The organism is Dactylosporangium sp. NPDC050688 (genome assembly GCF_040654515.1).
Taxonomy (GTDB): domain Bacteria; phylum Actinomycetota; class Actinomycetes; order Mycobacteriales; family Micromonosporaceae; genus Dactylosporangium.
This window is the reverse complement of record NZ_JBFAIC010000001.1, coordinates 125,949-139,271: the sequence shown is the minus strand read 5'-3', so window position 1 is coordinate 139,271 and position 13,323 is coordinate 125,949. Positions and strand designations below refer to the sequence as shown.

Genomic DNA, 13,323 nt, shown 5'->3' with positions numbered 1-13,323 from the left:
CGCTCTGTCAGGCCTGGGTGGGTTCGGCGGCGGGAGCGGCGTCGTCGGGCTTGGCACCCTCGAGCAGCTCACGCTCCCACTCGGCGAGCGGCTCGTCGCCGGCCACGACGCCCGGCTCGGGCTTCTGGTCGGCGCGGGTGGCACGGCCCGACCGGGCGATGAGACCGTCCGCGACCGCATCGGCGACCACGCGGGTCAGCAGCGCGGCGGAGCGGATGGCGTCGTCGTTGCCCGGGATCGGGAAGTCGACCTCGTCGGGGTCGCAGTTGGTGTCGAGCACCGCGATGACCGGGATGCCCAGCTTGCGGGCCTCGTCAACCGCGATGTGCTCCTTCTTGGTGTCGATCACCCAGATCGCCGACGGGAGCTTCTGCATGTCGCGCAGACCGCCGAGCGTGCGGCTCAGCTTGGTCTGCTCCCGCGACAGCTGCAGGGTCTCCTTCTTGGTGTAGCCCTGCGCGGTGCCGGTGAGGTCGAGGGACTCGAGCTCCTTCATCCGCTGCAGCCGCTTGTAGACGGTCTGGAAGTTGGTCAGCATGCCACCCAGCCAGCGGTGGTTGACATACGGCTGACCGACACGCGTCGCCTGCTCGGCGATCGCCTCCTGCGCCTGCTTCTTCGTGCCCACGAACAGCACCGAGCCGCCCTCGGCGACGGTGTTGCGGATGTAGTCGTAGGCCTTGTCGATGTAGTCCAGCGTCTGGCGCAGGTCGATGATGTAGATGCCGTTGCGCTCGGTGAAGATGAAGCGCTTCATCTTCGGGTTCCAACGGCGGGTCTGGTGCCCGAAGTGCACGCCGCTTTCCAGCAGCTGGCGCATGGTCACAGCCATGTTCGCGGGATCCTTTCGATCCTGGTTGACACGGCGGTCCGGTCGGTCCGCCGTCCTGGCGCCCGGTCGTCGGCCGTCTCACCCGAGTCAGCGCGAGGCTGTGGATCGGGACCAGGGCGGCCGCCGCCCTGTTTCTCTCGCCCGGCGCGAGAAAGCGGCGGGCTGCGGGAGGGCGCGCGAGGTCGACCGTGCGTGCACGGTCGCCGTTCGGAAGTGTACGCGCAGCGGCGGCCGACTCACGAATCCGCCCCCGGATGCCGCTTTTCGGGGCACGCCCGGCCACCCATAGCGGCTGCTTTACGGATAAACCGCCCAGGGCGGGCGTGGCGCTGCATCGCGGGGCGTCGATCCACCTGATGGACGCCGGCCGTCGGCCGCGGAACCGGGGTGGGCGCCGCGTGGACACGCCGGCGCTTCCCCCGGCCCGCGTGGCCGGCCCTCAGGCGGTCAGGTGGACAGCGCCGCCGCGACGAACAGCACGACGGCGATCGGCAGGTACGCCAGCGGCGTGCGCGACCAGGCCCGCACGCCGGGGGCGGAGGCCGCCGCGCCGCCGATCAGGCCGTACAGGCCGAGGGCGAACATCGGCAGCCCCAGGATCATGAAGATGCTCGCGAGGGTGCCCGCCGCCTCGATCTTGTCAGCGGTCACCGCGGTCAGGAACAACCGCAGCACCGGCAGCTCGAACACGACCGTGAGCACGACCAGCACGACGGCCAGGCCGGGGCGCTTCGAGCGGTACACGGCGCCACCCGGCTCGGCGGCGGCAGCAGCCGGCGGCGGCGGCACCGCGGCGGTCAGGGCGGTCGGCGCGGCGAACGCGTTCTGGTGACTCGGCTGGCTCGGCTGGCTCGGCTGACCGAAGCTCGGGGGCGGCGGGGTCGGCACCGTCACCGCGGGCGGCGGCGGGGCCACGGGCGCGCCCGGTGCGCCACCGGACACGGGCCGCTGCAGGGCGCTGCGGTCGATCGCCTCCGACCGCCTCGACCTGGACACCGACTCTGCGGCGTCGACGAGCTCGGGGCCCGCCCCGGGGCCCGCCGGCAGCGGAGCGCTGAACACGCCGCTCGGGCTGTCCCCGTACGCCAACGGGTCGCCGTAGCTGCGGGCGGCGCTGCGCGGCTCGGGAACCCGGTAGCCGTCGTCGTAGTCGCGGTCCTCGGCGTACCGCGTCGGCGTGTACCCGCGTTCCTCCGCGTAACCCCGCTCGTCGAGGCGGTCGTCCCGGCGGTCGTCCCGGCCGCGGTCGTCATATCCACGGTCGTCCGGATACCAGCGGGGTTCCGCATCCGGGTCCGGGGAGTAGTTCCGGCGTCCATCCACGGTCCGTCACGGTAGGCGCTCCGGATGATCCCCGCCACTCCACGATCCTGCGAGAAACACGACGGTGACCCGAGTCGCATACTCGGTGGGTGACTGACGCCACCCGTGATCAACTCGTCGCCCGGATGCGCCCCTTCGGCACGACCATCTTCGCGGAGATGTCGGCACTCGCCGTGCGGACCGCTTCGGTCAACCTCGGCCAGGGCTTCCCGGACACCGACGGCCCGGCCGCCATGCTCGACGCGGCCGCCGCCGCGATCCACGCGGGCCACAACCAGTACCCGCCGGGCCCCGGCGTCCCCGAGCTGCGCGCCGCGATCTCCGCGCACCAGAAGGCCTTCTGGGGCCTCGACTACGACCCCGACGGCGAGATCATTGTCACGGCCGGCGCCACCGAGGCGATCGCGGCCAGCATCCTCGCCCTGTGCGAGGCCGGCGACGAGGTCGTGTGCTTCGAGCCGTACTACGACTCCTACGCCGCCTCGATCGCCCTCGCCGGCGCCGTCCGCCGCCCGGTGACCCTGCGCGCACATGAGGGCGGCTACGCCTTCGACCCGGCCGAGCTGCGCGCCGCCTTCGGCCCGCGGACCCGGCTCGTGCTGCTCAACTCGCCGCACAACCCGACCGGCAAGGTCTTCACCCCCGACGAGCTGACCCAGATCGCCGCCCTCTGCGAGGAGTTCGACGCGGTCGCCGTCACCGACGAGGTCTACGAGCACCTGGTCTTCACCGACGCCGACGCTCCGCATGTGCCGATCGCGTCGCTGCCCGGCATGCGGTCGCGGACGCTGCAGATCTCCTCGGCCGGCAAGACCTTCTCCTGCACCGGCTGGAAGATCGGCTGGATCTGCGGCCCCCGCGACCTGGTCTCCGCCGCCCTGCGGGTCAAGCAGTTCCTCACCTTCGTCAACGCCGGTCCGCTCCAGCCCGCGGTGGCCGTCGCCCTGGACTCCCCGCCGTCCTACTACGAGCAGTTCCGAGCCGACCTGCAGCGCAAGCGCGACCGCCTGTGTGAGGGCCTGACCGCGGCCGGGTTCGCCGTCCTGCGCTCGGAGGGCACCTACTTCGTCACCGCCGACATCACACCCCTGGGCGGCACCGACGGCGTCGACTTCTGCCTGGCCCTGCCCGAACGCTGCGGCGTGGTCGCGGTGCCCACCCAGGTCTTCTACGACGACGCCTCCGCCGGCCGCCACATCGTGCGGTTCGCCTTCTGCAAGCGCGACGAGGTCATCGAGGAGGCGATCACCCGGCTCGGCCGGCTCTGACACCGCCGCCGGCCACCGCACGCCGCACCGCCGCGACGGCCACGGCGGACACACGAGCCAGCGAGGGCGGCCCGCCAGGACCAGCCCGGCAAACGGCGGCATGGTCGATCCGGCAACCGGCGGAACGGTTGACCCGCAACCGGCTGCACGGGCCGCACGACCGGTGGGCAAACGGGCAGGACCCGTCGCCCGGACCGGCTCGCGCAGCACCCGTCACGATTGCACCGACGACCGGCCCGGCACGCACAGCACCGGCACGGTGCGAGCGCGCAGCAGTCACGGGCGGCTCCTGGGGGCGAGGCGGTAGCCGCCGTCGGCGTGGACGACGAACCCGTGCTGCTCCAGCACCGGCAGGGTCCGCCGGGCGTCGCGCCCCGCGACGCCCGCGACCGCGGCGATCTCCTCCGCCGTGCGGACCGTCCGCGGCGCCACGGCGTCGAGGACGCGCGCCTGGGTCGCGTCCAGGGCGTCCTCGGGGCGCTCCTCGCCGTGGATGGGCTCGGCGAGCTCGCCGATGTGGCCGATCTCCTCCACGATCTCCTCCACCCTGGTGACCAGCACCGTGCCGGGGATGCGCAGCTCCACGTGACAGCCGACCGACATCGCCGAGGTGACCGGGCCGGGCACCACCATGGCTGAGCGCTCCAGCCGGCGGGCGTAGCCCAGCGTGTTGCGGGCGCCGCTGCGGGAGCCGGCCTCGACCATGACGGTGCCGCGGGTCGCCGCCGCGATGACCCTGTTGCGGGTGAGAAACCTGGTCTTGTGCGGCCGCGTGCCCGGCGGCCACTCGGTCATGAGCAGCCCCTCATCGGCGATCCGCTCGAACACCGCCGAGTTGGACACCGGATACACCTGGTCGATGCCGCAGGCGAGCACAGCACAGGTCACGCCGCCGGCGGCGAGGGCGCCCCGGTGCGCGGTGACGTCGACGCCGAGCGCGCCGCCCGACACGACCGTCCAACCGCGCTCCGCCAGCCCGAACGCGAACTCGGAGGCGACGAACTGCCCGTAGGAGGTCACGGCCCGCGCCCCGACCACCGACACGGACCGCTCCAGGGCCTCGTCGAGCCGGACCGGGCCGCGCAGCCACAGGCACAGCGGCGGGTCGGTGTCGCGGCGCAGCACGTCGCCACCGTCCCGGCTGACCCGGGTGAGGTCGTCGAGCGCGGCGGGCCACTCGTCGTCGGCGGCGGTGACGATCCGGGCGCCGAGCTCGCCGGCCCGCTGCGTCATCGCGGCGGCAAGGGTGTCCGCGACGTGCCCGGTCCAGGCATCGGCGGAGCCGGTGCCTGGACCGAGGCCGGCCGCGTCCAGGCGGGTCCGGACGGCACCGGCGAGCGGCTCGCTGACCCCGCCGCGCAACGCCTTGAGCAGCGCCTCCGGCGCGCCCTCCCGGCGCACCAGCAGGCCGAGCTCCCGGCTGCCGGGCTCGACCAGGTGGGCCAGCGCCAGCCGCGCGGCCCGGTCGGTGGTGCTCATCGCCCTCTCCTTGATCGCATCTCGAGTGCCTCGTAGACGTCGTCGAGGCCTGGGCGGTCGCGGCCGTCGAGGTCGGCGACGGTCCACGCGACCCTGGTCATGCGGTCCAGCCCGCGCGCCGACAGCTGACCGCGGTCCATCGCGGTGGACAGCGGCCGCACCACGGTGCGCGGCAGGCGGAACCGCCCGGCGCGCAGCACGGCGGCGGGGACCTCCCCGTTGGACCGGGCGTGCGGTGCCCACCGGGCCGCCGCGGCCTGCCTGGCCCGCCCGACGCGCGCGGCGACCGTCGCCGACGACTCGGCCGGCTCGGCGTCGAACAGCGCCGCCGACCGCACCGCCACGACGTCGACCTGCAGGTCCACCCGGTCCAGCAGCGGCCCGGAGAGCCGGGACCGGTACCGGATGCGCGCTCCCGGCGGGCACTGGCACATCGCGTCGCCGCCGGGCTTCGCGCAGGGGCAGGGGTTGGCGGCGAGGACCAGCTGAGCGTTGGCCGGGTAGACCGTCTCGCCGTGGACGCGGCGCAGCCGCACCTCGCCGTGCTCCAGCGGCTCGCGCAGCGCGTTGAGCGCGCTCGCGGCGAACTCGGCGCACTCGTCGAGGAACAGCACGCCGCGGTGGGCGAGGCTGATCGCGCCGGGCTTGGCGATGCCGGAGCCGCCGCCGACCAGGGCCGCGATCGAGGCGGTGTGGTGCGGTGCCTGCAGCGGCGCCCGGCGGATCAGGCCCGCGCCCGGCGGCAGCTCACCGGCGACGGAGTGCAGTGCCGTGACCTCGATGGCCTCCTCCTCGGTCAGCTCGGGCAGGATGCCGGGCAGCCGCTGGGCGAGCATCGTCTTGCCCGCGCCGGGCGGGCCGAACATCGCCAGGTGGTGCCGGCCGGCCGCGGCGAGCTCGACGGCCCGCCGGCCGCGCTCCTGGCCGAGGACGTCGGCGAGGTCAGCCCAGGGCGGCTGCGCCGGCGGTGTCCCCGGCGGCGGGTCGAGCAGCGCCTCGGTGCCGTGGACGAACCCGATGATCCGGCCGAGGCAGTCGGCGGCGCGGACGCGGATGTCGGGCACCAGCCGGGCCTCCTCGACGTTGCCGGGCGGGACGACGACGAGGTCGGCGCCGGCCCGGCTCGCCGCGAGCACGGCCGGCAGGACGCCGCGGACCGGCCGGAGGGTGCCGTCGAGGCCGAGCTCGCCGAGGACGACCGCGTCGACGAGCAGCCCGGTCGGCAGGTTGGCACCCGCGGCGAGCACCGCGAGGGCCATGGCGGTGTCGAAGCCGGAGCCGTGCTTGCGCACATGCGCCGGTAGCAGGTTGACGGTGATGCGCTGCTGGGGCCAGACGGCCCCGGAGTTGTGCACGGCGGCCCGGATGCGGTCGCGGGCCTCGGTGAGCGCGGCGTCGGGCAGGCCGGACACGACGAGGCTCGGCAGGCCGGGGGCGACGTCGGCCTCGACGACGATCACCTGCCCGACGACGCCCTGCAGGGCGACCGAGCGGATCTTCGCGTAGCCCATCAGAACACCCCGCGGAGGTGTTCGACGCCGACGGTGCGGCCGCCGAGCAGGACGCTCACCACGTCGAAGCGGACCTGCGGCCGCCGGCCGCCGGCGTGCAGGGCCAGCCACCGGGCGGCGAGCCGGCGCAGCCGGACCGCCTTGCGCGCGTCGACCGCCTCGGCCGGCGTGCCGAACCTGCCGCCGCGGCGGGTCTTCACCTCGACGAACACCAGCAGCGGGCCGTCCCGGGCGACCAGGTCGATCTCGCCGGACGGGCAGCGCCAGTTGCGGTCGAGCACGACGAGGCCGCGGGCGAGGAGGTGCCGTGCGGCCAGGCGCTCGCCATAGCGGCCGACGAGCTGGTTGGTGTTCGTCATGCCGGGCAGCCTGCCGCGATTCCGCGGGCGGCGCGCGGCGGTGGCGGCGGATCTGTGGACAACGGGCCGCTTGTGGAAAACCTGCGGCGCGCCGCCCCAGACCCCGCGGACAACGCGCCGCTTGTGGAAAACCTGCGGCGCGCCGCCCCAGACCCCGCAGACAACGCGCCGCTTGCGGTGAACCACGGAGCGCCGTCTCACCCCCTATGGACGACGGACCGGGAAACCGCGGAGCGCCGTCTCAGACCAGTGACAACCGCCATTGCTCCTCGACCACGTCGACGCCGTAGACCGCCGCCGGCGTCGCGCTCTCCAGCACGAACCCGGCCCGCTCGTACAGATGCCGCGCGGCCGTCAGCACGTCGTGCGTGTACAGGACCATCTCGCGGTACCCCACCCGCTTCGCGAACCGCACGCACTCCTGCACCAGGGCCCGGCCGGCCCCCATCCCCCGCGCCGACGGCTCGACGAACAGCAGCCGCAGCTTGGCCACCCCGTCACCGGCCCGCACGCAGAAGATCGAGCCGACGGGCGCCCCGTCGACCTCCGCGATCCACCCGGCCTCGGTACGCGGGTCGTGCGACGTCGCGTAGTCCGCCACGATCCGGGCGACCATCGCCTCGAAGGTGGCGTCCAGCCCGTACTCCGCCGCGTACAGCGCGCCGTGCCGCTGCACGACCCAGCCGAGGTCCCCGGGCAGCGGTGGGCGCAGCACGACGGTGCGGGCCGGCAGTACCCCGTCGAACACGGACCGGATCGTGGTCATCGCCGCGACCAGACGCCGCCGGTCGACCTCCCCCACGCCGGCGAGCAGCCCGGCGATCTGCTCCTCCGAGCGGGCGTCGAGCGCCGCGAACGCCTCCCGCCCGGCCGGGGTCAGCTCGATGCGGCGGCGGCGCGCGTCGGCCGCGGAGCGGGAGCGCGCGACGAGCCCGTCGGCCTCCAGCCGCCCCAGGATCCGGCTCAGGTACCCGGCGTCGATGTCCAGCAGCCTGCGCAGCTCGGCGGTGTCGTGCGCCCGGTCGACGGCCAGCTCGTACAGCACCCGCACCTCGGCCAGCGAGTACGCCGAGTCGAGCAGTCCGGCCCGCAGCACGCCGATCAGGTTCGTGTAGTAGCGGTTGAACTCGCGTACCGCCGCGATAGTCATAGTTGACATAGTCAACGATTCTCTTGACGGGGTCAACAATGCCGAAAGCCCACCGACGTGGCGTCGTAACTCCAAGGAAACGCTGCGTCGTCAGGCTTGCCGCATGTCGCTACGTCACGTGATCGTGCAACTGCCGGACCGGCCCGGCTCCCTCGGTCAGGTCACCACGCTGCTCGGCCGCCTCGGCGTGGACATCCGGCAGATGCGGGTGCTGAGCCGCGACGGCACGGTCGCCACCGACGAGTTCACCGTGAGTGTCCCCGGCGTCGTGATCGACCGCTCCCTGCCCGGGCTACTCGAGGAGATCCAGGGCGTACGGGTCCTCGAAATGTGGGCCGTCGATGCCCCCAGCGAGATAGCGGGCGCTATCGTGTAGGACTATGACCGCTCCGGCCGACAAGCTCGTGGAGCTGCTCGAGACGCTCCCCGCCACCACCCGCCAGGAGATCACCGCCTGGCTCCTCGACCGCGGCGCGCCGTCGCAGGCCAGCAGCGGCAGCCTGCTCGCGGCCGCCGCCGAACTGCGCACCGGGGCGCTGACCGGCGCGCACAGCGCTCTCGGCGGCGTCCTGCCGGCGGGTGAGGAGAGCCAGCTGGTCACGTTCCGCCTGCCCGCCGAGCGCCACGCCGAGCTGCGGGCCTGGTGCTCCGAGCACGGGTTCACGATGGCGGCGGTGGTCCGCGGGCTGATCGAGCGGTTCCTCGAAGAGCAGCTGCGCCGCAAGTGACCAGAGCCGAGGCGGACGGTGTCAGGGCGACGCACGAGCAACTGCCCGAGGCGATGCGCGCGGCGGTCGACGACTTCGCCAGGCACCTGGCCGGCGAGCGCAACCGGTCGGAGCACACGGTGCGCGCCTATGTCGGCGACGTCGTCTCCCTGCTCGCCCACGCCGCCCGCGCCGGCACCACCGCGCCAGGCGAGCTGACGCTCATGGTGCTGCGCGGCTGGCTCGCCCGCCGCCGGGCCGCCGGGGCCGCCCGCACCAGCCTGGCCAGGCACGCCGCGGCGGCGAGGACGTTCACCGCCTGGGCGCACCGCGAAGGGCTCCTCTCCACCGACCCGGGCCAGCGCCTGGCCAGCCCGAAGGCGCACCGGGACCTGCCGACCGTGCTGCGCGCCGACCAGGCCGAGACCTTGGTGACGGCGCCGGCCGGCCGCGACGACGCCGTCGGCCTGCGCGACCGGCTGGTCCTGGAGCTGCTGTACGCGACCGGCATCCGCGTCAGCGAGCTGTGCGGCCTCGACCTCGGCGACGTCGACCGGATGCGCCGCGTCGTGCGGGTCGTCGGCAAGGGCGACAAGGAGCGCGCGGTGCCGTACGGGCTGCCCGCCGAGCAGGCGCTCGCCGCATGGCTGCGGCACGGCCGTCCGGCCCTCGCCGGGCCGGCCAGCGCGGCGGCCCTGCTCCTCGGTGCCCGGGGCGGCCGGCTGCAGCCCACCGCCGCCCGCCGCCTCGTCGACGGCCACGCCAGGGCGGCCGGCCTGCCCCACACATCCCCGCACGACCTGCGCCACAGCGCCGCGACCCACCTGCTGGAGGGCGGCGCCGACCTGCGATCGGTGCAGGAGCTGCTGGGGCACGCCTCGCTGTCCAGCACCCAGATCTACACACACGTCTCGATCGAGCGGCTGCGGTCCGCGTACGAGCAGGCCCACCCCCGCGCATGACGCCGGCGACTCCGAGCAAGCCGGCCCGGCGCGGCGGCGCAGGACATTAAGATCGTGGATGTGTCCGCACCGGAGCCGATTCCCGGCGCGCGGCTGCTGTTCTCCAACGACGCAGCGGTCGCGCAGCTCAACCACGGCTCGTTCGGCATGGTGCCGGTCCCGGTGCAGCGCGCCCAGCAGCGGCTGCGCGACGAGATGGAGGCCAACCCGCCCCGGTTCTTCAGCGTCGGACTGGAGGAGCGGATCGCGCACGTACGCCGGCACCTCGCCGCATTCGTCGGAGCCGATCCCGACGGCAGCGCCCTGATCGAGAACGCCACGACGGGCGCGGCGACCGTCCTGGCCGGACTCGACGTTGACGCCGGCGACGAGATCGTCACCACCGATCACGGGTACGGCGCGGTCGACCTCGCCGTCGACGAGTTCTGCCGCCGCACCGGCGCGCGGCGGCGGGTGGCCCGGATGCCGCTCGCCCCGGACGACGACACCGCCGTCGCCGCGGTCCTGGACGCCGTCACCGGCCGGACCCGGCTGGTGATCGTCGACCAGATCACGTCGCCGACCGCCCGGCTGCTGCCGGTCCACCGGATCGTCGAGGCGGTCCGCGCCCGGGCCGGCGAGCGCGTCGCGGTCCTCGTCGACGCGGCGCACGCACCGGGCCTGTTGCACGAGCCTGCGGCAGGTCTCGGCGCCGACTTCTGGGTCGGCAACTTCCACAAGTGGGCCTACGCGCCCCGCGGCACGGCCCTGCTCTCGGTGGCGCCCCGCTGGCGGGAGCGGCTCCGGCCGCTGGTCGTGTCGTGGAGCCAGCCCGCCGGCTTCCCCGGCAACCAGGAGTGGGTCGGCGCCCGCGACTACACCCCCTGGCTCGCCGCGCCCTCCGGCCTGTTCGTGCTGCGGTCCCTCGGCGTGGATGCGGTACGCCGGCACAACGTCGCGCTCGCCGAGCACGGCCAGGCCCTGCTCGCCGCCGCGCTGGGCGTGACCGCGCCCGCCCGCACCGGGCTGCCGATGACGGTCGTGCCGTTGCCGCCGGGCGCCGCGGACGACTCGGCGGCCGCGGCCGCCCTGCGCCGCCGCATCTCGGACGAGCTCACCACCGAGGTCGGCCTGAACTCCTGGCGCGGCCGTGGCTACCTGCGGTTGTCGGCGCAGGTGTACAACCGCGCCGAGGACTTCCGGCGCCTCGCCGACGGCCTGCCCGAACTGCTGCGCCGCTGACCGGCACACCGCCGCGACGGCCGTAACCTGCCGCGGGAGGCGGGCCCGGCGCGGCGGGGTCACCAGGGCAGGAGGCGGACTCGGCCGCGGTGCAGCAGGCTCAGCGGGTCCAGGTACACCTCCCCCGAGCGCAGGCCCCAGTGCAGGCAGGCGGGTGCCGGGCAGCCGGTGTGCCCCGCCCGCAGCGTGCCCAGCGGCGTCCCGGCCGACACCACGGTGCCGGCGCGGACGGCGGCGTCCACAGGCTCGTACGTGGTCCGCAGACCGCCCGGGTGCGACACGCTCACCACCGGCCGCCCGGCGACCATGCCGGCGAAGGCGACCACCCCGGGACCGGCGCTGCGCACCTCGGCACCGGGCGCGCCCAGCAGGTCCGCCCCGCGGTGTCCGGCCTGGTACGGGTCCGGCGGCGCCGCGAACCGCCGGGTCACGGTCACCGGCGGCGCCAGCGGCCAGCGGAAGGTCCCAGGACCCCGCTCGAAGGCCGGCGGACCGCGGAACACCACCGGGCCGGCGAGCGACGGGCCATGAAGCGGCACGACATGGGCCCGGCCAGCGGCTTGCGGAGCGAAGAGCAGCCGCGCGAAGGCCGGCCGCTCAGCCAGGACAGGGGCGGCAGCGGGGGCGGAGAACGAGAGCGCTACCAGTACAAGAGCGAGAAGGCGCATCGGCATGCGGCGAAGACTCGCCGATCCCGCCCCCACCGGCAACCGGCCGGCCGCGGATCTGTGGACAACGCGGCGCTTGTGGACAACCGTGCGAAGATCGCCGCATGAACGGCGTGCGGGTCGTGCTGATGACGATCGGGATCATCCTCGTGGGGATGGTCGCCTGGTGGTTGGTGAAGCTGCTCTTCGGGCTGGCGTTCTACCTGGTCCTCGGCCTGGTGGTGCTCGCCGGCGGCTACTACCTGTTCCTGAAAGCGACACGGCCGACCCGGCGCCGCTAGCGGGGCGCCGAGCCGGCCGGGGCAGCGGCGGTCAGCCGCCGAAGCCGTTGTCAGGCAGCGAGATGTCGGGCTTCTCCAGCTCCTCGACGTTGACGTCCTTGAAGGTCATCACCCGCACGTTCTTCACGAACCGGGCGGGACGGTACATGTCCCACACCCAGGCGTCGTGCATCTCGACCTCGAAGTAGACCTCGCCGTCGGAGTTACGCACGTGCAGGTCCACCTGGTTGGCCAGGTAGAACCGGCGCTCGGTCTCCACCACGTAGGAGAACTGGCGGACGATGTCGCGGTACTCCCGGTAGAGCTGGAGCTCCATCTCGGTTTCGTACTTCTCGAGATCTTCGGCGCTCATCGCGGTCCGCCTTCCATAGCCACATTGTCGCCCACTTGCGCCGGCACCGTCGCGGCCTCGCCGGGCGCCACGCCGACGTTACCGCGCCTTGGCCCCCGCTGCCCCACCGCCGCCACGTTCGCGTAGGAGAAACGGTGCTCGGCGCACGGACCGTGCGCCACGAGCGCCGCCTGGTGCACCGGCGTGCAATACCCTTTGTGCTCGTCGAAGCCGTATTCAGGGTGCGTCGTGTGCAGCGCCCGCATGATCCGGTCCCGGGTGACCTTCGCCACCACACTCGCCGCCGCCACACAGGCCGCCACCTGGTCGCCCTTCCACACGGCGAGGCCGGGTGCGCCGAGGCCGTCGACGCGGAAGCCGTCGGTGAGGGCGTAGTCGGGCCGCTCGGCCAGGCCGGCGAAGGCGCGCCGCATGCCGGCGAGGTTGGACACGTGCAGCCCCCGGCGGTCGATCTCACCCGGCGGGATGACCACCACCGACCAGGCGGTGGCGCGCGCGACGACCTCGTCGTAGATCCGCTCGCGGGCCGCGGCGGTGAGCAGCTTCGAGTCGTTGAGCTCCTCGATCTCGCCGCGGCGGCCGTGCGGCAGGATGACCGCGGCGACCACGAGCGGCCCGGCGCAGGCGCCCCGGCCGGCCTCGTCGGCGCCGCCGACCCGCTCGAAGCCACGCCGCTGCAGCGCCCGCTCCAGGGCCCACAGCCCGGCGGCGCGGTGCACGACGGTGCGCGGCGGGGCCAGCATCAGGCCACCGCCCGCAGCAGGTCGGGCAGGTCCGGCGGGTAGAAGCGGTCGTTGGTGGTCTCCAGCGCCGCGGCGGACCACCAGCGGGCCTCGTCGATGCAGCCCTGCTCCACGTCGTTGAGCCGGGACAGGTCGATCTGCGTGTCGGCGGCCCGCGCGACGAAGAACGACTGCTCCTGGGAATACCAGTGACCATCGAAGGGGAACGACACGGTGTCGGTGCGGACCGGCCCGATCAGGTCGGCGGCGGCGAAGCGCAGGCCCGTCTCCTCGAACGCCTCGCGCACCGCGGCCTCGAGCAGGCTCTCCCCCGGCTCCAGGCCGCCGCCGACGGTGAACCAGTAGGTGTGCTCGGGGCGCGCAGGGTCCCAGCCGTGCAGCATCAGCACGCGGCCGGCCGGGTCGAGCAGGAGCACCCGCGCGGCCCGGCGGTCGATGTGTCCCCCGACGTGGGTCATACGACGAGA

At 74.2% G+C, this 13,323-nt stretch carries 16 protein-coding genes and 1 pseudogene; 6 read left to right on the top strand and 11 right to left on the bottom strand.

What is annotated here, in order from left to right; translation table 11 throughout:
• Window positions 1–7: 7 nt before the first annotated feature.
• Window positions 8–832 carry a 30S ribosomal protein S2 gene (gene rpsB, locus AB0H83_RS00685; protein ID WP_344507918.1) on the bottom strand — a complete coding sequence of 275 codons (825 nt, stop codon included), beginning with the start codon at window positions 830–832 and terminating at the stop codon, window positions 8–10.
• A 447-nt stretch (window positions 833–1,279) separates the two neighbouring features.
• Complete coding sequence (locus AB0H83_RS00680; RefSeq protein WP_360084565.1) at window positions 1,280–2,155, bottom strand: hypothetical protein; 876 nt, start codon at window positions 2,153–2,155, stop codon at window positions 1,280–1,282.
• An 89-nt stretch (window positions 2,156–2,244) separates the two neighbouring features.
• On the opposite strand from AB0H83_RS00680, the gene AB0H83_RS00675 reads away from it, so the two are divergent.
• Entirely contained in the window at window positions 2,245–3,423 is a 1,179-nt protein-coding gene (locus AB0H83_RS00675; protein WP_360084562.1) for a pyridoxal phosphate-dependent aminotransferase, read from the top strand.
• Between the two features lie 276 nt (window positions 3,424–3,699).
• On the opposite strand, the gene dprA is transcribed toward AB0H83_RS00675, so the two are convergent.
• From dprA to AB0H83_RS00650, 5 genes and pseudogenes are all read right to left on the bottom strand, one after another.
• A complete protein-coding gene (dprA, locus tag AB0H83_RS00670) occupies window positions 3,700–4,902 on the bottom strand; it encodes a DNA-processing protein DprA (protein ID WP_360084559.1) in 1,203 nt (400 codons plus the stop codon).
• The gene (locus AB0H83_RS00665) at window positions 4,899–6,413 is read right to left on the bottom strand and encodes a YifB family Mg chelatase-like AAA ATPase (RefSeq protein ID WP_360084556.1); all 1,515 of its coding nucleotides are present in this window, start codon (window positions 6,411–6,413) and stop codon (window positions 4,899–4,901) included. Before AB0H83_RS00665 ends, dprA begins: the two co-directional genes overlap by 4 nt.
• The gene (locus tag AB0H83_RS00660) at window positions 6,413–6,772 is read right to left on the bottom strand and encodes a YraN family protein (RefSeq protein WP_360084553.1); all 360 of its coding nucleotides are present in this window, start codon (window positions 6,770–6,772) and stop codon (window positions 6,413–6,415) included. Before AB0H83_RS00660 ends, AB0H83_RS00665 begins: the two co-directional genes overlap by 1 nt.
• A 241-nt stretch (window positions 6,773–7,013) precedes the next feature.
• Window positions 7,014–7,586, bottom strand: coding sequence for a GNAT family N-acetyltransferase (locus AB0H83_RS00655; RefSeq protein WP_360085533.1), 573 nt, complete (start codon window positions 7,584–7,586; stop codon window positions 7,014–7,016).
• Between the two features lie 45 nt (window positions 7,587–7,631).
• A pseudogene (locus tag AB0H83_RS00650) lies at window positions 7,632–7,922 on the bottom strand (helix-turn-helix domain-containing protein); the annotation flags it as partial.
• Between the two features lie 103 nt (window positions 7,923–8,025).
• On the opposite strand from AB0H83_RS00650, the gene AB0H83_RS00645 reads away from it, so the two are divergent.
• The 4 genes from AB0H83_RS00645 to AB0H83_RS00630 are packed head-to-tail and all read left to right on the top strand — an operon-like array spanning window position 8,026 to window position 10,812.
• The gene (locus tag AB0H83_RS00645) at window positions 8,026–8,298 is read left to right on the top strand and encodes an ACT domain-containing protein (protein WP_360084550.1); all 273 of its coding nucleotides are present in this window, start codon (window positions 8,026–8,028) and stop codon (window positions 8,296–8,298) included.
• Window positions 8,299–8,302: 4 nt separating this feature from the next.
• Entirely contained in the window at window positions 8,303–8,650 is a 348-nt protein-coding gene (locus AB0H83_RS00640) for a hypothetical protein (RefSeq protein ID WP_360084547.1), read from the top strand.
• A 53-nt stretch (window positions 8,651–8,703) separates the two neighbouring features.
• Window positions 8,704–9,591, top strand: coding sequence for a tyrosine recombinase XerC (locus tag AB0H83_RS00635; protein WP_360085530.1), 888 nt, complete (start codon window positions 8,704–8,706; stop codon window positions 9,589–9,591).
• Between the two features lie 60 nt (window positions 9,592–9,651).
• Window positions 9,652–10,812 carry an aminotransferase class V-fold PLP-dependent enzyme gene (locus AB0H83_RS00630; protein ID WP_360085527.1) on the top strand — a complete coding sequence of 387 codons (1,161 nt, stop codon included), beginning with the start codon at window positions 9,652–9,654 and terminating at the stop codon, window positions 10,810–10,812.
• Window positions 10,813–10,871: 59 nt separating this feature from the next.
• Here AB0H83_RS00630 and AB0H83_RS00625 read toward each other — a convergent pair whose 3' ends face one another.
• A complete protein-coding gene (locus AB0H83_RS00625) occupies window positions 10,872–11,480 on the bottom strand; it encodes a M23 family metallopeptidase (protein WP_360085524.1) in 609 nt (202 codons plus the stop codon).
• Between the two features lie 104 nt (window positions 11,481–11,584).
• Here AB0H83_RS00625 and AB0H83_RS00620 point away from each other — a divergent pair, with 104 nt between their 5' ends.
• Complete coding sequence (locus AB0H83_RS00620; RefSeq protein ID WP_360084544.1) at window positions 11,585–11,761, top strand: hypothetical protein; 177 nt, start codon at window positions 11,585–11,587, stop codon at window positions 11,759–11,761.
• 31 nt (window positions 11,762–11,792) lie between these two features.
• On the opposite strand, the gene AB0H83_RS00615 is transcribed toward AB0H83_RS00620, so the two are convergent.
• From AB0H83_RS00615 to AB0H83_RS00605, 3 genes are read right to left on the bottom strand one after another with little or no spacing between them, the layout of a single operon-like run.
• Window positions 11,793–12,113 (bottom strand): DUF2469 domain-containing protein, encoded by a 321-nt coding sequence (locus tag AB0H83_RS00615; protein WP_033357832.1) that lies wholly within the window; start codon window positions 12,111–12,113, stop codon window positions 11,793–11,795.
• Window positions 12,110–12,856, bottom strand: coding sequence for a ribonuclease HII (locus AB0H83_RS00610; RefSeq protein ID WP_360084540.1), 747 nt, complete (start codon window positions 12,854–12,856; stop codon window positions 12,110–12,112). The genes AB0H83_RS00615 and AB0H83_RS00610 overlap by 4 nt, the downstream gene beginning before the upstream one ends.
• The gene (locus tag AB0H83_RS00605; RefSeq protein WP_360084537.1) at window positions 12,856–13,314 is read right to left on the bottom strand and encodes an NUDIX domain-containing protein; all 459 of its coding nucleotides are present in this window, start codon (window positions 13,312–13,314) and stop codon (window positions 12,856–12,858) included. The genes AB0H83_RS00610 and AB0H83_RS00605 overlap by 1 nt, the downstream gene beginning before the upstream one ends.
• Window positions 13,315–13,323 lie beyond the last annotated feature (9 nt).